15 protein-coding genes are annotated in these 17,425 nt (G+C 43.5%); 10 read left to right on the forward strand and 5 right to left on the reverse strand.

What is annotated here, in order from left to right; all coding sequences use genetic code 11:
* Positions 1–2 precede the first annotated feature (2 nt).
* Genes QZ998_RS01580 through QZ998_RS01605 form a run of 6 tightly spaced genes read left to right on the forward strand, consistent with a single transcriptional unit; the run spans position 3 to position 4,749 of the window.
* Positions 3–1,178 carry a dihydroorotase gene (locus QZ998_RS01580; RefSeq protein ID WP_296557467.1) on the forward strand — a complete coding sequence of 392 codons (1,176 nt, stop codon included), beginning with the start codon at positions 3–5 and terminating at the stop codon, positions 1,176–1,178.
* The gene (pyrF, locus tag QZ998_RS01585) at positions 1,150–2,010 is read left to right on the forward strand and encodes an orotidine-5'-phosphate decarboxylase (protein ID WP_296557469.1); all 861 of its coding nucleotides are present in this window, start codon (positions 1,150–1,152) and stop codon (positions 2,008–2,010) included. The genes QZ998_RS01580 and pyrF overlap by 29 nt, the downstream gene beginning before the upstream one ends.
* Complete coding sequence (locus QZ998_RS01590; protein WP_296557471.1) at positions 2,001–2,702, forward strand: dihydroorotate dehydrogenase electron transfer subunit; 702 nt, start codon at positions 2,001–2,003, stop codon at positions 2,700–2,702. The genes pyrF and QZ998_RS01590 overlap by 10 nt, the downstream gene beginning before the upstream one ends.
* Positions 2,695–3,600: a dihydroorotate dehydrogenase gene (locus QZ998_RS01595; protein ID WP_296557472.1), complete on the forward strand. Its 906-nt coding sequence runs from the start codon at positions 2,695–2,697 to the stop codon at positions 3,598–3,600. The genes QZ998_RS01590 and QZ998_RS01595 overlap by 8 nt, the downstream gene beginning before the upstream one ends.
* 26 nt (positions 3,601–3,626) lie before the next feature.
* Positions 3,627–4,202 (forward strand): orotate phosphoribosyltransferase, encoded by a 576-nt coding sequence (pyrE, locus tag QZ998_RS01600; RefSeq protein WP_296557474.1) that lies wholly within the window; start codon positions 3,627–3,629, stop codon positions 4,200–4,202.
* A 25-nt stretch (positions 4,203–4,227) separates the two neighbouring features.
* Positions 4,228–4,749 (forward strand): type 1 glutamine amidotransferase domain-containing protein, encoded by a 522-nt coding sequence (locus QZ998_RS01605; protein WP_296557476.1) that lies wholly within the window; start codon positions 4,228–4,230, stop codon positions 4,747–4,749.
* Between the two features lie 66 nt (positions 4,750–4,815).
* On the opposite strand, the gene QZ998_RS01610 is transcribed toward QZ998_RS01605, so the two are convergent.
* The 4 genes from QZ998_RS01610 to ltaE form a co-directional block, all read right to left on the reverse strand.
* Positions 4,816–5,064 carry a hypothetical protein gene (locus QZ998_RS01610; RefSeq protein WP_296557477.1) on the reverse strand — a complete coding sequence of 83 codons (249 nt, stop codon included), beginning with the start codon at positions 5,062–5,064 and terminating at the stop codon, positions 4,816–4,818.
* 90 nt (positions 5,065–5,154) lie between these two features.
* On the reverse strand, positions 5,155–6,522 hold the full coding sequence (locus tag QZ998_RS01615) for a diguanylate cyclase (protein ID WP_366512370.1): 1,368 nt from the start codon (positions 6,520–6,522) through the stop codon (positions 5,155–5,157).
* 250 nt (positions 6,523–6,772) lie between these two features.
* Entirely contained in the window at positions 6,773–7,891 is a 1,119-nt protein-coding gene (locus QZ998_RS01620; RefSeq protein ID WP_296557481.1) for a hypothetical protein, read from the reverse strand.
* A 96-nt stretch (positions 7,892–7,987) separates the two neighbouring features.
* On the reverse strand, positions 7,988–9,019 hold the full coding sequence (ltaE, locus tag QZ998_RS01625; protein WP_296557482.1) for a low-specificity L-threonine aldolase: 1,032 nt from the start codon (positions 9,017–9,019) through the stop codon (positions 7,988–7,990).
* A 314-nt stretch (positions 9,020–9,333) separates the two neighbouring features.
* Here ltaE and QZ998_RS01630 point away from each other — a divergent pair, with 314 nt between their 5' ends.
* The 3 genes from QZ998_RS01630 (at position 9,334) to QZ998_RS01640 (ending at position 11,699) form a co-directional block, all read left to right on the forward strand.
* Positions 9,334–11,067, forward strand: a complete 1,734-nt coding sequence (locus tag QZ998_RS01630; protein ID WP_296557484.1) for an HD domain-containing phosphohydrolase — start codon at positions 9,334–9,336, stop codon at positions 11,065–11,067.
* Positions 11,068–11,247: 180 nt separating this feature from the next.
* Positions 11,248–11,499 (forward strand): HD domain-containing protein, encoded by a 252-nt coding sequence (locus QZ998_RS01635; RefSeq protein ID WP_296557485.1) that lies wholly within the window; start codon positions 11,248–11,250, stop codon positions 11,497–11,499.
* The gene (locus QZ998_RS01640) at positions 11,496–11,699 is read left to right on the forward strand and encodes a hypothetical protein (protein ID WP_296557488.1); all 204 of its coding nucleotides are present in this window, start codon (positions 11,496–11,498) and stop codon (positions 11,697–11,699) included. The genes QZ998_RS01635 and QZ998_RS01640 overlap by 4 nt, the downstream gene beginning before the upstream one ends.
* A 78-nt stretch (positions 11,700–11,777) precedes the next feature.
* Here the strand turns inward: QZ998_RS01640 and QZ998_RS01645 are convergent, their stop codons facing one another.
* Positions 11,778–15,131, reverse strand: a complete 3,354-nt coding sequence (locus tag QZ998_RS01645; RefSeq protein WP_296557489.1) for a methyl-accepting chemotaxis protein — start codon at positions 15,129–15,131, stop codon at positions 11,778–11,780.
* Positions 15,132–15,572: 441 nt separating this feature from the next.
* Between QZ998_RS01645 and QZ998_RS01650 the strand changes: the two genes are divergently transcribed.
* Positions 15,573–17,366, forward strand: a complete 1,794-nt coding sequence (locus tag QZ998_RS01650) for a GGDEF domain-containing protein (RefSeq protein WP_296557490.1) — start codon at positions 15,573–15,575, stop codon at positions 17,364–17,366.
* Positions 17,367–17,425 lie beyond the last annotated feature (59 nt).

Below are 17,425 nucleotides of genomic sequence, written 5' to 3' on the forward strand. Positions count from 1 at the left end.
CGATGAAAACCTTAATCAAGAACATTGAAATGGTTGATGCTGACGGAAGGCGGTTTGGCAAGGTATTGATTGAAGACGGAAAAATAAAGAAAGTGTATAAAGAAAAAGGGAATGTCAAAACAGCATATGATCAGGAAATCGACGGCAGGGGCTATCTGCTGATGCCAGGATTTATTGATATGCATTGCCATTTGCGAGACCCCGGCTATGAATATAAAGAAACCATCGAAAGCGGCATGCAGGCAGCATTAAAAGGCGGGTTTACCACTCTGGTAGCGATGGCTAATACCAATCCTGTCATCGATGAGGTCGCTCCGTTAAAAGCCAATCTCGACAAAGCCGAGGATCTGCAGCTTTGTAACCTGATTCAGGTGGCGGCATTGACAAAAGCGTTTAATGATGCAGAGCTTGTCGAGATCGAACCCTTGCGTCCGCTGACCAATGTTTTTTCTAATGATGGAGTTTCGATTATGAATCAAGACATCATGGTGGCTGGACTTAAGGCTTCGAGCGAGCATGATTTTATTTTATTAACCCATTGCCAGCCGGAAACCGAATTGGTACGACGGGATGTTAAATTGCTTGAAGAAATCGGCGGTCATCTGCATGTCTGCCATATCAGCAAAAAAGACACCCTGGAGCTGATTGTCGAAGCCAAAGAAAAGGGTCTGGATATTACCTGCGAGGTGACCCCTCATCACATCTTTGCCTCGGCGATGGACTACAAGGTCAATCCACCGTTTCGGACTTATCCCGACCGCCGTGCTTTAATCGAAGGGATCAAGGCTGGCGTCATTGATATGTGTGGTACTGATCATGCCCCCCATTCTGAAGCCGACAAACAAAAAGGCGCCCCGGGAATTAATAACTTTGAAATCGCCTTTGCCATGTATTACACGGTCTTTGAGCAGAACGGCATTGACTTGGAGACGCTTAGCGAGATGCTCAGCAACGCCCCGGCTAAACGCTTGGGCCTTAAAGCCGGACTAATCAAAGAACGGTATCCGGCGGATCTGGTTTTAGTGGATCTGAACTGGGAAGGGAAAATAAAACCCAAAGAATTCATTTCAAAAAGTAAAAACAATCCCTTTGGTGGCGAGACCCTAAAAGGAAAAGTAATGATGACGATGGTGAAGGGAGAAATAAAATATGATGATAATCGATCGGCTATATCATGAAGCTGTAAAAAAAGGACCGATCTGTGTGGGTCTGGATACAACCTTAAAATTTTTGCCAAAATACTTGTTGGACAAGGACTGGTCTGATGGTGAAAGAATAACTGAATTTAATAAAAAAACGATCGATGCCACCGAGGATCTGGCTGCCTGCTACAAGGTTCAGATTGCCTGTTACGAGTCACTAGGACTTGACGGCATGAAGGCCTACAGCGAAACCGTTAAATATGCCAGGAGCAAAGGCATTGTCGTTATTGGTGATGTCAAGCGGGGCGACATTTCATCGACTGGCGATCAGTATGCTAAAGGTCATTTCACAGGTGATTTCGAGGTAGATATTATGACCGTTAACGCCTATATGGGTGAAGATGCGGTATCACCCTATTATAAATATATTAATGAAAACAACAAAGGTATCTTCATTCTGCAACGAACATCCAACCCATCAGCGGTGGATCTCCAGAACCTGCAGGTTGGCGATGATACTATCTACGAAATTATCGGGGATAAGATCGAAGCCTGGGGAAGTGCCTTCCGCGGCGAAAATGGATTTTCAGCGATCGGCTCGGTGGTTGGACTGACTCGTCCGGAAGAATTTGAAGCGATTCGGGCACGTTGTCCCCATACCTTCTTTTTAGTGCCTGGCTACGGCGCCCAGGGCGGAACCGGTGAGGATATTGCCAATATTCTAAAAAAATCCCGCTGTGCGGTGGTTAACTCATCCCGGGGACTGATCACTGGCCACCAAAAGGCTGGTTGCGAAGACGAGGGCTTTGCCGAGCATATTCGAAACGCAACTCTGGCAATGCAGGAGGATATTCTTAAATGGCTTTAATCCTAAATAACATTGCTATATCACCGGGGATTTTTAAAATGACTGTCGCTTTTACCGGAGTAGTAAAGCCAGGGCAATTCTTTATGCTGCGCGCCTGGGACAAAGATCCGCTGCTTTCTCGACCGATCAGCGTTCATAATTACGAATCCGGTCAGCTCACCTTTTTATACCAGGTGGTGGGAAAAGGAACCGAAATCTTATCCCAGCTTCAGACCGATGATCAGGTGACCATCCAGGGTCCCTACGGTAATGGCTTTCCGGAAATCACTGGCGATTTGTGTGTGGTTGGCGGCGGTATCGGGACAGCACCGCTTTATTATCTGGTGCGACACTATCAGGAACAAAACCCCACTGGGAAGTGCCGGATCTATCTGGGATTTCGCGATAGTGCCTACGGGGTTGATGCCTTTGAGGCCTTGGCCGATGAAATGATTCTCGATGTTGGGGGAATTATTACCGATAAACTTGTAGTTTTAGCTAGTGAAACGGTGGTGACCTGCGGACCGGAAATTATGATGGAAACGGTGGCTAAAACCGTGCCGGTAGATAATACTGTTTATGTTTCGCTGGAAGCGCATATGGCCTGCGGGATCGGTGCCTGTCTGGGTTGTAGCTGTGAAACCCGATCCGGCAATAAAAAAGTCTGCAAAGACGGCCCGGTATTTGTCAGAGAGGAGGTCTTTAATGTCTAAATATCTGGAAACAAAGTTTAATGACATCCTCTTTAAGAACCCAGTGATCCCGGCTTCAGGAACCTTTGGTTTTGGTCGAGAGTATGAAGCCTTTTATGATTTGGCTAAGCTTGGCGGCCTCTGCTCAAAAGGGCTGACCTTAGAACCAAAATCAGGCAACACCGGCATGCGGCTCTGGGAAACCCCGGCCGGGCTAATGAACAGCATTGGTCTGGAAAACCCCGGGATTGATGCCTTTATTGAGAATGAATGGCCCCATCTAAAAGAAATCGATACGGTAACCATTGTTAACGTCGGTGGAAAAGATGAAGAATCTTATCTCACCGCCATTAAAAAGCTAAATGCTATTGATGCTCAGCTAATTGAGCTGAACATTTCTTGCCCCAATGTAAAAGCAGGGGGAATGGCCTATGGTATTAAGGCCGAAACCGCTGGAGAAATTACCAGAAAAGTTGTGGAACTTTCCCGTCATCCGATAATGGTTAAATTATCGCCCAACGGCGAGGCGGTCGCTGACATTGCCCGGGCTTGTGAGGATGCTGGTGCCCAAGGGATTTCGCTGATCAATACACTGCAGGGAATGGCCATTGATTACAGAAAGAAAGCCGTTGTTTTTGATAACCTTTATGCCGGTCTATCCGGACCGGCGGTCAAACCAATTGCCCTGCGGATGACCCATCAGGTTTGTCAGGCGGTAGCAATCCCGGTGATGGCCATGGGTGGCATCAGCGATTGGAAAGATGCCCTGGAATTTATTATGGCTGGGGCAACCTGTGTACAAATTGGCACCATCAATTTTAACAACCCGATGGCACCGATCGAGATCATCGCTGGCTTAGAAGCCTATTGCATCAACGAAGGCCTTGCCAATATTGGCCAAGTCCGGGGAATTGTTTAATTTAAAATACAGAAATGAGGAATAAGATGAGTCAAGAAATATTAGAAATTCTGAAAGAAACTGATGCCTTTTTAGAAGGACATTTTTTACTGTCATCAGGAAAACATAGCGACCAGTACGTTCAATGCGCCAAGGTGCTACGATTTCCGGATGCCGCCGCCAAGGTCTTAGCACCGGTTGTCGAGCAGCTAAAAGCACTGGAAATTGACAAGGTAGTTGGCCCGGCCATGGGCGGTGTCATCGTATCCTACGAAATCGGCCGACAATTGGGCAAAGAAGCGATTTTTACCGAACGTAAAGATGGGCTGATGGAATTGCGACGCGGCTTTGAATTAACACCCGGCGAACGGGTTATCATCACCGAAGATGTCGTCACCACCGGAAAATCCACCATTGAAACAAAAAAAGTGCTGGAAGAATTGGGTGCCGTCGTCCTCGGAGTTGCCTGCATCGCCGACCGCCGGGCTGCTGGGGTTGAAATTAACATGCCCATCTATTCAGCCATCAAACTGGAGATCACCGCCTGGGATCCCGACGACTGTCCCGTCTGCAAGGCCGGACAAGTCGCACTGATTAAGCCCGGTTCCAGAGGGAATGTCTAAAATAAAAAAAACAGGAGGAAACAAGATGAAAAACAAAAAGATTATCGCCTTGATTAGCAATGATTTTGAAGATCTTGAATTATGGTACCCGGTACTTCGCCTACGGGAAGAAGGGGTTACCGTTGATGTTGTTGGCGAGGAAGCCGGCAAAAAGTACATCGGCAAATATGGGGTGCCCTGTGTGTCCGACCTGGCCTATACTGACATCAATCCTGACGCTTATGACGGGATTCTGGTTCCCGGCGGCTGGGCACCAGATGCGATCCGTCGTTTCCCGGTGGTTTTAGAGATGATCCGCAATCTGGACCGCCGCAAACGGGTCATAGGTGAAATCTGCCACGCTGGCTGGGTATTAATTTCTGCCGGCATCCTTAAAGGTAAAAATGTCACCAGTACCCCCGGTATCAAAGATGACATGACCAACGCCGGTGCCATCTGGCATGATACCCCTTCGATTATTGATGGTCATATCGTATCAAGCCGTCGGCCTCCGGATCTGCCAGAATATATGATCGATTTTATCAAAGTACTGAAAGCTCAGGACTGATCCCGATCTAAGACATTTAAAAAGCCACTCAATTGAGTGGCTTTTTCGATATTTTGAAGGATTTAATTAAAATTCCATCTTTCTGACGACAACTGAACTAAGTGTTGATAACTCTTTTTCAAGAATTTCACTTTCGGTATCAGAACCTGACAAAAATTCTAAGATGATCAATCCGCTGGTGCTACAAAGATCATCAGATGATTCATGTAAGCCAAGACGCGTCTTAATAATACAACCATTTTTAGTTAATAATTCTTGAACTTTAAGAGCTTCACTTTCACGATTGCCTACTTGGATTCCAATAATTTTTTTCATTTCAAATTCTCCTCTTTAAATAGTTTTGACTAATTATACACTAAGAATAGAATTGAATCAATCTTAAATGATAAAGAATAAAACATTCAATTATATTGTAGAGGCAAAATCTCGCCAAATAGCGATTTGATTTCTTCCCGCTTCCTTGGCATGGTAAAGAGATGCGTCAGCATGTTTTAACAAGTTATCTAAGGAGTTCTCATCAAGTGGATCTGAAGAGACCACCCCGATCGAAACAGTGACGACATCATTAACTGGTGAGGACAGGTGCGGAATAGATAAATTTTGAATTGCTGCGCGCAGGGTTTCGGCGACGTTCTGAGCGCCTTTCGTATTGGTGTTAGGGAGTAGGCAGGTGAACTCTTCACCACCCCAACGGGCAGCTAGATCCTTGGGGCGTTTGAGGGTCGCTGCCAGAGTAGCTGCCACTTTTTTCAGACAGCTATCGCCTTCCAGGTGGCCATAGGTATCGTTGTAAAATTTAAAATGATCAATATCGAGTAAAAGCAGCGATAAAATGGTTCCAGTTCTTTTGGCTTTTTTTATTTCCAGCGTCATGATTTCGTCAAACCGACGACGGTTGGCGATCTGGGTTAGCGAATCGACGTCAGTATTGATTTTAAGGGTGTCCTGATAATATTTCAAGGCCAGATGGTTCTTGATCTTTGCCTTGATAATCGGGATGCTAAAGGGTTTAGTAATATAATCGATCGCTCCTAAGGTCAATCCAAACTCAATGTCCTTGGATGCGGTGAGAGAGGTTAGAAAGATCACTGGAATATCCTTTGTTTTTGGACTATGGTTGAGTCTTCGGCAAATTTCGTAGCCATCAATTTCAGGCATTATAACATCCAATAGGATCAGATCCGGGGGATCGCTGGAATTGCAAATGTTCAACGCTTCTTTTCCAGTGTGTGAAATCAGAACCTCATAGTCATCAATTAGGGCGGTTTCCATTATTTTTGTATTAAGTGGCGAATCGTCAACGACGAGGATTTTTTGTCGGATCGGACAGAGATCTTCTAATTCATTTTGAATATTGCTTGTTTCGAGCTGATTTCGAACCGCTTTAAGCCCAGCGGCGGAGAGCTTTGTGTGGGTGATGTCGGTTCCGGCCACATAGGCGTAGCTGTCGTGGCGATTAAATTCCCAGTCGATATAACGGTAGCTGCCGTCTTTGGAACGGAAACGATTAGAAAAGGTCAGTCGGTGGCTGGTTTGTAGCAGCTCCGAAAAAACGAAGGCGGTAGCATCGCGATCGTCAGGGTGAGCATAGTCGATGATATTTGAATGTGACAGTTCTTCAGCGGTATACCCGAAGGTTTTTTCCCAGGAAATATTGACCATTTTAAACCATCCATCAATATCTAAAATGCACAAAAGACCAAGATTTAGCGAAAAAATGCGGTTAAGTACTTGTTGTTGGTTATTTGTGGCAAAAAAATCTTGCATAAGCATTCATTCCAATCGTTAATCAAATTTATTTATAATTATACCATGTATTACTAAAAGATGAATAGAAAAGTTGATACTTATCTAGAGCATGGGCAACCAGTATAATCACTGGCGCGGGGAAATTGTAGCATCGTCGATAGTTTCTGGGATTGAAAAAGCAATTGTCTGTACCGACCTATCAGGACGAGAATAAAACAATTGCTTTTGCTAAGTTCCAGAGAAACGTTGGGCTGATCTGCTAAGAAACGGCGGTTTATTGTTCCACAAAATCAACAATGATTTCGATCAGATCCATAGCCAGTTTATTGTAATGATCGCCGGTGAGATCATCGGTTCCGGAATAAATCAAAACAAAAGATTTGGCATTGAGACCGACCCCGATTTTGATCCGAGGCTTGTCTTTAAAGGCAACTGGAATATTGTCATTTCTCAAGGTAATATACATTTTTTCCTTATCGGCAAAAAGCTTCACCAGGGTTCGTCCGTCTTCAGCTTTAATACTGTAAGAACCATTAAAGGTAATGACCTTGCTAGTAGTAAGCCGATCTCCAAGCGACACTAAAAATTCCTCCAAATTCAGCTTTAAATCGGGATGCCATTGATCCAGAACAATCGTCCGAATAGTGGGGTCGTTATTGCTGGAGCCAGTTTCTGCTGGCAGATGCAAGACGTTTTCTTTTGACGCAGCATAATATCCGGCCTGGGGATCAACCAGCTTTTGCTCTTCAAGCATAGCAAAAGAAATCAACCCAAAGGATTGTTTTTCGGCTCGCCAGCCACTGACGCCAATGGGGGGGAGGAAGTTGGCATTCTTGAAAGGCTGGATATCAGTCGGATCGTTCGTCATGGCCACAAACAAAAAATCCGGATTGTATCCGAATTTTTCAATACAAAGTTTGATCATGACGGGTTTTTTTAAAACCTTTGGCAGGTCATGATAAAGCTTGTAAGCTTCATCTACATCTTCAATAAATCCACCGTCTTTTTGATGGTGATAAGCTTTGGCCAAACGATACATCAGTGCCAGCCGGATATTTAGCTTGTCGCCGATATCCTTGTATTTATTGGGAAAGAGTTTTATATTTAATTTTTCCGACGCGTCATCATAGGCCGAAATTTTTGATTCAACAAAAATGACATGCCGCTGAAGGCTTTTTTCTTCGGCGATAATAACCAGATTGGGTGTACCGAATTGCCCCAGAGACGGTTGAATAATAAAGCTTATTTTGACAATATCCGGCAGCCATTCAGGCTTGAAGTCATCGGTGAATTTGATTGTGTTTAGAAATCTTAATTGTTTTTCGAAATCGGTTTCCATATCAAGTATGATGCTGTTCACAACTCCTTGGTTTCCGTAGAAAGTGGCTGTCATAAAGAACCCTCCATTTGTAGTGATTTTAGTATACCACGTCAAGGCCAACTATAAAAGGATTTTGATGCATCTGCTCATGAAAATGAAGGGTAAAAATCAGGTATAACGGGCTATCAGCGTTTTCATGCATTCAATGACCCAGTCAATATCAGCAGAGCTGACACCGTGATTGGTAACAAACCGGTATTCACCGTCTTCCTGTCCGCTGATTTTAATATTTTTTTCCAATAAGCCGGCAACTAGGGCAGATTCGGTAATCACTGATTCTGGCAGCTTAAAAAAGACCATATTAATATCCAGACGATTCCGAAGGACTGAACAGGATCCGATTTCTTCCAGACGACTGGCCAGATAGCGGGCATTCTGGTGATCTTCTTGAAGACGGGAAACCATTTCGGTTAGACTGATGATCCCGGCAGCAGCTAAGATTCCCGCTTGACGGAGTCCGCCGCCCATCAGTTTTCTGTTTTTACGGGCTTTTTTTATAAAACTTGTAGTTCCTAGTAGCAATGAACCTACCGGTGCACATAATCCCTTGGAGAGACAGACGTTTACTGAATCACCCGTGGCGGCAATTTCTTTAGCCGTGATGCCCAGGGCAAGGGCAGCATTAAAAATTCTGGCTCCGTCAATATGAACCGGGATATTTTGGGATTGTCCCAAAGCATAGACCGCTTTCATATTGGAAAGGGGAACAGTTTTACCTGAAGACTGGGCATTTTCCATGCAGATTAGACCGGTATCCGGGAAGTGGATATCATCGCCCCGGAGCATCAGCTCCAATTTTTCGACATCGATGCCATCATCAGTTACTGGGAAGGTTCTAATTTGCACGCCTGAAAGAACCGCGGCAGCACCGACTTCATGCATCAGGATATGGCAGTCATCGCCAACCAGTAGCTCATTTCCTCTCTGGGTGTGGGTCATAATTGCCAGCTGATTACCAAAGGTGCCGGATGGCACAAACAAGGCGGCCTCCTTGCCTAGCATTTCAGCGGCCAGTTGCTCTAGCTGATTGACAGTAGGGTCATCGCCATAAACGTCATCACCCACAGGGGCATTGGCCATTGCGATTCGCATGGCCTGAGTTGGCTGGGTTACAGTATCGCTTCTTAAATCGATTAACATTGTTAAAACTCCTTCAATTGTCATTGATATTCAGTATAGCTCTATTATAGCGTGAAACTACCTGTTCGATAAAGAAGTTATTTTCAGGTGGCACATCCTAAATTAATATATTCTAGTGTTTCTTAAGAATGGTAGTTATGCGATGCTTTGTTTGAGATGTAAAATATTTGCCAGCGAATGATACTATTGATAATGGTTGTTTTGTTTATGCATGAATATACAGTAAAATATTGATAAGTTCCGATAAAAAATAGTTGAAATAAATCGTAGTCATGTTATAATTTGGCCATATGTGAAAGTATGGGGGATCAGTTTTGGAAAAGATTCAAATCACCATCAATCGCCAGATAAGATTGCTTCTGGTTGGTTTTAGTTTAATCACGATTATCTTTGTGGCGATTTATTTTAATTACTATAGAGGTATAGACGTGGTTTATACGCATCTGTTTTATGTGGCGATTATCATGGTTGGTCTCTGGTTTAAACGTTATGTTATTCAGCTGGCCATGTTTCTAGGTGGTTTTCATATCGTAGTCGATTATTTAAGTACTGGAAATTTATTAATGGCTCCGATATTGCGGGGGGGTATTTTTTTATTTGTCGCAGTCGTGATGTTTCTTTTAATCACGCGATTGGAGTGTACCCACGAAAATCTTGATCGAATTATAAACAGTGTGGGGGATGGCATTATCGTGGTTGATCTTGAAAAAAAGGTGACGATGTTAAATAAGGTTGCTGAGAACTTAACTGGGTGGACCATTTCCGACGCGCGCGGCAAAGATTTTAATGAGGTGTTTGATCTGGCCCATGAGAACCCGGAATACTATGTACTGAACCCTGTGGAGGAAGTGCTCAGAACAGATCATCCCTACGAGTTAACAAACCATGCTGTTATTACCAGCCGTAATGGTGCACGGGTTTTCATCGAAGATAGTGCCACCCCAGTAAAAGACAACGAGGGTAATACGACTGGAGTGGTGCTGATTTTTAGAGATGTATCCGAGCGAAAAGCCCAAAAAGAAAAAATAGAATACTTGAGTTATCATGATCAGTTAACCGGTTTATATAATCGTCGCTATTATGAGGAAGCACGGGAAAGATTTGATGATGGGTCACAGTTTCCGCTTTCGATCATTATGGGCGATGTGAATGGCTTAAAAATGACCAATGATGCATTTGGACATCTGGCTGGAGATGCGTTATTAATCACAGCCAGTAAGGTCTTGACCCATTGTTGCCGTTCCTCAGATGTGGTAGTTCGTTGGGGTGGCGATGAATTTGTCATTTTGCTACCAAATGCAGACGAAGAGATTGTGAAAAAGCGGATGAACCAAATAATCGAGGCAGTTGATTCATGTAAGGTTGATCAGGGAATTCTTTCAATCTCATTTGGATGGGCAACCAAGCATTCCAAGGCTGAGCCGTTTACGGAACTGTTTAAAAATGCTGAAAGCATGATGTATAAGAATAAACGTATAATGAAACCCGAAGTTCGAAAGAAAACAATTAACGCAATTATGGGTGCTCTCTGTCAAAAGAGTGAAGCAGAGAAAATTCATGCAGAACGGGTTTGTTATTATTGTCAGCGAATAGCTGCGGAAATGAATATGAATGAAAAAGAATTAGAAGAGCTCAAGTGGATCAGTCAGCTTCATGACATCGGTAAAGTAACAATTAGCAAAGAAATTCTTGAAAAAAGGGGAGAATTAGCCCCCGAAGAATGGGAAATAATAAAAAAGCATCCAGAAACGGGCTATCATATTATCAATACCGCACCAGAACTGGTTGGAATAGCTACTGCAATTTTGAGCCATCATGAAAGGTGGGATGGAAAAGGTTATCCCAAAGGACTGATTGGCGAAGAGATTCCGATATTCGCACGAATTATGGCTGTTGGAGCTTCGTATGATACCATTTTATCTGAAAGAGCTTATAAAAAGGCGAAAACAAAAAGTGAAGCGTTGCAGGAGCTTCAGAATCATGCTGGAACGCAGTTTGATCCTCAAATTGTTTCGCTGTTTGTGAACCGTGTGGCGAATTCCTTATAGAAAAATCGATCATAATAAAATTGTATTTTTGTTATGATCGATTTTGTGCGTTTCATCAAATTTAAAAAGCGATCTGAAATAGAAATTATATAGAAATTGTGTTACAATCCTAACAAAAGTATGGTATCATAGCAAAATAATTATCTGCCTCGAATGTCTCAGAAAGAAAGGAAAAGAAAAATGGTCTCTTTACTAGAGTTAACCCTTCAATTATCCAGAGCTTCTGACATGGTAAGTCCAGAACTGAATCATCATCAACGTCTTGTCGCTTATATTGCTTTTAATCTCGGTGAAGAGTTGTGCTTTGATGAAAAGAAGCTAAATGAAGTTTCGGTTGCAGCAATTCTCCATGATGTTGGCGGTTTAAGCATGCAGGAACGGATCAAAGTACTTAAATTTGAAGCCATTAATCCCCATCAGCTACGGCAGTGACAGAAAATAGACCCTACCGGAAGGGAATGAAGAAGGATCAGGTTATCGATATTTTAAAAAATATGGCGCTTGATGAAAAAATTGATGCCGGCATTGTTGAAAACCTGATCACCAACTATCTGGATATCAATATAGCCAGGATTAACGCCCAGAAAAAAGCGAGAACCCGATATGTAGATTTTGCGAAATTGCTGGTTTAGAAATACGCCACTAGGAATCAAAAGAAATCCTGTTTGAATCAGCTGATTCAAACAGGATTTCTGCGTTTGTAAAATGTATCAGGAGGCGGCTCGGCGACCAACCAGTAATCCCATAACTTGGCCGTTATTTTTAATCGGCGCTACGTCAAAGACAACCGGTTGATTGGTGACCTTGCTGATGGTCACTTCAGATACTGAGGGTTCTCCTTTAAAGCCGTTTTCGTACCAGAATTCACCCCAGGCATCAAATTCGCCGCCACCCTTGATGTACTTGGCATGACCGGCAAGATCCATTATCGCGATGTCCTGGTAATCCAGCCGTTTGAAACCAGCAATGGCATCCACCTGGGTTTGCCAGTCCATGGTGGCAAGTTGCGGTTGAGCAGCCAATTCATTGAGTAGTGCGGTATCTTTGTGAATGTTTTTTTCAACATTAACCTTGTTTAAATCTTTTAGTTTGAAGGTGTTGATCATATGTTTAAGAACCTCGGCCTGGCTGGAAAGTTCTTCGCTGGAAGCGGCGCTTTCTTCGGCGGTGGCAGAGTTGGTTTGAACAACATTCGAGACCTGTTCAATCCCCTTAGTAATCTGAGCGATTTCGGAAGCCTGATCATTTGAAGCTCGGGCAATATTGCCAACCAGACCAGTGACCTTTTCAATTTCATTGAGAATCTCGATCAGGCTTGCGGCGGTTTCATCGGCAATCTTGGTGCCAATCGCCACCTTGTCGATCGAGCCTTCGATTAGTCCGGTGGTTTCTTTAGCCGCTTCAGCACTACGGGCGGCCAGGGTTCGCACTTCTTCAGCTACCACAGCAAAGCCTTTGCCATGTTGTCCAGCCCGGGCAGCTTCCACGGCCGCGTTGAGTGCCAGAATATTGGTCTGGAAGGCGATGTCATCAATTACCTTAATAATTTTGGAAATATTATTGGATGATTCATTGATTTCGACCATTGCGGTAACCATTTTTGCCATTTGAGAATTGCCCACTTCTGCGTTGGTGCGAACCTCAATGGCGCGTTCGTTGGCCTCATTGGCATTCATGGCGTTTTGTTTGGTTTCAGCTGCCACCTCTTCAATCGAAGCGGTCAGTTGCTGGATGGCACTGGCTTGTTCAGTGGTACCCTGAGACAATGCCTGACCGCCATCGGAGATTTGGATGGCACCTGATTCGACCTGTGCGGCAGCATCATCAATTTCCTTCATAACCTCACTTAAATGGGTGGTGATATTATTGATGACCAGCTTGGCAGCATTGAAATCCCCATGATAATAGGCGTTGATTTCCTTGGTGAGATCACCTTCGCCAATCAGTTGGAGTAAGGAGGTAATATCCGCGACATAGTTTTTTAGAAAGCTGATGGTGCGATTCATATCCTCTTTAATCTTGCCATGTTGTCCTTTATAATCACCGTCCATAGTAAAGCTAAGATTACCTTTTGCCAGTTCATTTAGAGCCGCAGATGTGGCCTGGATTGGTTCAATAACAGCATCCAAAGTCTGATTGAATCCCGAAATAACAAGCGCATACTCGCCCCGGAACTTGGATGGATCGCCTCGGTGATCAAGATCGCCTTCTACCGCCAGTCGGGTCAGTTCATCGGCTTCGCTGACCAGTGAATGGATATTTTCAATCATTTGAATCAGACTAGGAATAAACTCATCTTCATCGCTGCGCTTTCCGATGTTTACCAGGTCATCATAGTCACTCATGACACCATTAGAGACATTATTAATAATCGAATGAATATAGTTGAGCTTCCATTGGATTTCGTTAACTGAGGTGGCCAGATCACCAAAGACACCTAAATAGGTGCCTTCCATTTTGGCGGAAAAGTCATTGATATAAAGCCGGTGGAGGACTTCACCGGTTTCGGTTAAGGCGCCTAGACCATCAATACAGGCGTTGATATTATTTTTTAGATCGTTAAAATCGCCTTTATATTCAGTGGTGATTTTAGGTGGGATGACCCCATGTCCGATCCGTTCAATGGCTTTGTTAGCAACTTTGAGCGGTTTGACAAAGGTATTGATGACATTATTCAAAGAGATAACCAGATCCTTATAGGCACCGGTATATTCATTGGTATTACCCCGATAATTGAGTTGGCCTTCTAAAGCGGCGTTGCCGATGTTTACAATAGCATCGTGAACCCGGTTCATTTCAGTCAGTACAGCAAGCATTGAATAGCTGATCACGTCATCGTCGGATCGGGGAATGATTTCAACTTCAAAATCGCCCTGAGCCATCCGCTGAGCAGCTTCGGCCATACCCTTGTTGTTTTCGATCATTGTTTCAAAGGACTTCATTAAATCGCCGATTTCATCGTGGGTAGTTATTTCGATGTCGACGTTTACTTTTCCCACAGCAACCTGATCGGCAACTTCTTTCAGTTTGATGATCGGTTTTGCGAGTTTTTGTGCCATAACGTAGGCAGCAGCGCCGCCAATCAAAAGAATGAACAACGAAATCAATAAAATCAGGTTTCGCAGATTGGTGATTGGAGCCAAAACGTCATCTTTATACTGAGCAACAATCAGTGTCCATTTTGTTCCGGGAATTGGTGCAGTGGAGCCGATCTTGGTCTCACCATTGACGGTGTAAGTGAGCATTCCGGTAGATTGAGTTCCCAGTTCTTTTAGAGAAACGGCAAAGCTTTTCCAGGTACCGTCTTTTTCGATGTCATCAAACACGTTAATCTGATCCAAAATCATCTGGTCATCTGGATGAGCCATCATCGCGCCATTTTCGTTAACAATAAAACTGTATTGGCGTTGACCGTCGCCCATCGCATTAGTGGTATCTTTTAAGAAAGTGGGATTCCGTCGTCCAACTAGCAGACCCACGACCTGATCATTGTTTTTAATTGGTGCGACATCAAATACTACTGCTTCCTTGGTGACCTTACTGATCGCTACATCGGAGATGGAAAGCTCTCCATTGAAGCCGTCTTCGTACCAGAATTCACCCCAGGAATCATACACACCGCCGCCATTGATATACTTGGCATGACCTTCTAGGTTCATAACGGCAATATCCTGATAACCTAATCGTTCCACATCATTGGAAATGGCATCGACCTGAGTTTGCCAGTCCATCGTGGTAACTCGGGCTCGGGAAGCCACCTCGTTAAGGGTGGACAGGTTTCCGGTGATAATCGAGCCAACATGGGCAGCGCCTTCGGTGGTATATTTTTGGGTATCGTCATTGGCCTGGTCGGTGAGGGCAGTGGCGCCCAGGTTCACGGCGATAATCCCCAGCGAAAATACCGCCAGTGCAATGATCGAAACGGTGAATGCCAGCAATTTGGTGGAGATACGGATTTTTCGATACTCCTTTTCGGGAAGACTTTCTTTTTTATTCACACTGATTTCTGATGTTAAATCCAAGTCATTGCCGGGATCTAAGATCGGTTCTTGATTCTCTTTCATAGTAACCCCTTTCAAATTTAAAGATTCAATTTGCCGCGTAAACGTGTACAATAAGAGCCGTACTAGAACGTTTACCGGATAAAGTTTGAAAATACTGTTGCGTGTAGCATCGCAAACTGGTGCATACTAACCAATTATAACTCTTTACATAGCAAATAGCTACTGTTAATTTATGAAAAATTACCTTAATTACTTTCGTTTAGTAAAATAATTTAAGAAACAATTAAATTATTTGGTTTGTTAGCATAATTTTATTTTGAGATGAAATATCATGTAAAAAGTCTGGTTAAAGATAGCTATTCTTGGTACAATATCACTATCTCAGGCAAAGGTCTAAGACAAGGTGATTTAGTCAACAGTTAGCGTGTTTAAACTGATTTAAATAACAGTTGCTTTAAAGAAGAAATCTTACAGATAATCCTGAGAATAGGAGATAATATAGTGGTCAATAAAATAATTACAATAAAGTCAATCGATATTTTAAATCAATATCTGCAGACCGATGAATTCAAGAACCATATGCGAGTCTCAGTTTCAGTGTTTGTCCAAATATTTTCTTCTAATCGGGATGTCACCTGGATGAACGACCTTGAGTCAGCACTGCGGATTGCGATGCCCACGGGCGTGATTGCGGGAGTCACGACGATGGGAGAAATTGCAGCGGGGCGTCTGCTTATTAACACGACGGTGATATCTTTCGCATTTTTTGAAAAAACCGGAGTGCAGGGTTTTCTAATCAAGGGTGATCAGGGCAATGCAAGCGAATTGGGAAATAGTTTTTTGAGAGAAATAGAAATGGCCTGTCCAAAAATCGCAGGAATTATGCTTCTGGCGACCCCTTTTACGATGAATGTTACAGATTTTTTAAGGGGCTTTTCATCAGGTAGAAGCGGGAATTATCCAGTTTTTGGTGGTGGGGCAGGTGATTACGAAGCGGCACAGGAACCGTTGATCGCGCTAAATGGAAATTGCACATCAACAGGGGTGCTGGCTGTCGTTTTTTTAGGCGATAAAATCCAGATTGATATGCATACCTATCTGGGATGGCAGCCACTGAGCAAAGAAATGATCATTACCGAAACCGATGGTCTCTGGGTAAAAAAGATCGATGATGAACCGGCTTTTAAAGTGTATCATCGCTATCTGGATATTCAGAATGACGGCGATTTTTTCCTAAATTGTTTGGAGTTTCCGCTACTGCTTAAACGCAATGGCATTCAGTATGCCAAGGTTCCGATGGAGGTTAATGAAGAAAATGCGATTAAATTCATTGCTGATCTGAAAGAAGGGGAAACAGTATGCATTGGTTACGGCAATCCATCAGTCATGATTGAAAAAGCCAATGACATCCAAAATCGTATTCAAACTGTTAATCCGGAGGCTATTTTTCTTTACTCGTGTATTTGCCGGCGTTTTCTACTGCAGAGCGAGGTTGATCTGGAAACCAGACCATTTGAAAACATTGCCCCCACATCAGGATTCTATACCTATGGGGAAATCTATTCTCAGGGGAAATCTGTTATGCTGCTAAATGCAACCATGGTCGCTGTCAGTATGAAAGAGCATAATGGAGAAAAAAGGGGAGAAGAAAAAAATGGGGAAGAAAAAAAATGCGAGAGCCTTGAGCATCAGATTGCCAAACCAAAACCATTGGATCCCTTTACTAGTCAGCACACCCGGATTATTTCCCGCTTGGTTAAATTCATCAGAGTAGTGACAGAAGAGTTAGAGATCGCCAACACAGAAGCGCGACGTTTAGCCGAACGTGATTATCTAACCCAGGCTTATAATCGCATGAAGGCACATGAGTTTATTGAAAATGAAATAAAAAGATGCGACCGGTACGGTCTCGAGTTTTCTATTATCATGTTGGATATGGACCATTTTAAAAAGGTGAATGACACCTATGGTCATAATCTGGGGGATGAAATTCTCATTCAGCTGGTAAAATTGATAGCTCTGGAAATTCGTACGATTGATATGCTAAGCCGCTGGGGTGGCGAGGAATTTCTGATTATCATGCCGATGACTGCGAGCGATGGAGCCAAGATAACAGCGGAACGGATTCGAACAGTTGTGGAACAGACCGAGTTTACAAGGGGGCTCAGGCAAACCTGCAGTTTTGGAGTAACCGCTTACAAAAAGGGAGAATCCCTTGAGACATTGATTGACCGGGCTGATAAGGCGCTTTATGAAGCAAAAATTAAGGGTCGCAATGGTGTCATCACCAAATAAAGAAGACCGGTTGAAACTGGATCTAATCTTGATTGATAAAGATTAGATTATGACCCATT

The organism is uncultured Acetobacterium sp., assembly GCF_927416815.1.
GTDB lineage: Bacteria > Bacillota > Clostridia > Eubacteriales > Eubacteriaceae > Acetobacterium.

Excerpts from the sequence above, each read along its gene's own strand:
- QZ998_RS01580 (WP_296557467.1), top strand. The coding sequence starts at position 3 with ATGAAAACCTTAATCAAGAACATTGAAATGGTTGATGCTGACGGAAGG.
- pyrF (WP_296557469.1), top strand. The coding sequence starts at position 1,150 with ATGATGATAATCGATCGGCTATATCATGAAGCTGTAAAAAAAGGACCG.
- QZ998_RS01590 (WP_296557471.1), top strand. The coding sequence starts at position 2,001 with ATGGCTTTAATCCTAAATAACATTGCTATATCACCGGGGATTTTTAAA.
- QZ998_RS01595 (WP_296557472.1), top strand. The coding sequence starts at position 2,695 with ATGTCTAAATATCTGGAAACAAAGTTTAATGACATCCTCTTTAAGAAC.
- pyrE (WP_296557474.1), top strand. The coding sequence starts at position 3,627 with ATGAGTCAAGAAATATTAGAAATTCTGAAAGAAACTGATGCCTTTTTA.
- QZ998_RS01605 (WP_296557476.1), top strand. The coding sequence starts at position 4,228 with ATGAAAAACAAAAAGATTATCGCCTTGATTAGCAATGATTTTGAAGAT.
- QZ998_RS01610 (WP_296557477.1), bottom strand. The coding sequence starts at position 5,064 with ATGAAAAAAATTATTGGAATCCAAGTAGGCAATCGTGAAAGTGAAGCT.
- QZ998_RS01615 (WP_366512370.1), bottom strand. The coding sequence starts at position 6,522 with ATGCTTATGCAAGATTTTTTTGCCACAAATAACCAACAACAAGTACTT.
- QZ998_RS01620 (WP_296557481.1), bottom strand. The coding sequence starts at position 7,891 with ATGACAGCCACTTTCTACGGAAACCAAGGAGTTGTGAACAGCATCATA.
- ltaE (WP_296557482.1), bottom strand. The coding sequence starts at position 9,019 with ATGTTAATCGATTTAAGAAGCGATACTGTAACCCAGCCAACTCAGGCC.
- QZ998_RS01635 (WP_296557485.1), top strand. The coding sequence starts at position 11,248 with ATGGTCTCTTTACTAGAGTTAACCCTTCAATTATCCAGAGCTTCTGAC.
- QZ998_RS01645 (WP_296557489.1), bottom strand. The coding sequence starts at position 15,131 with ATGAAAGAGAATCAAGAACCGATCTTAGATCCCGGCAATGACTTGGAT.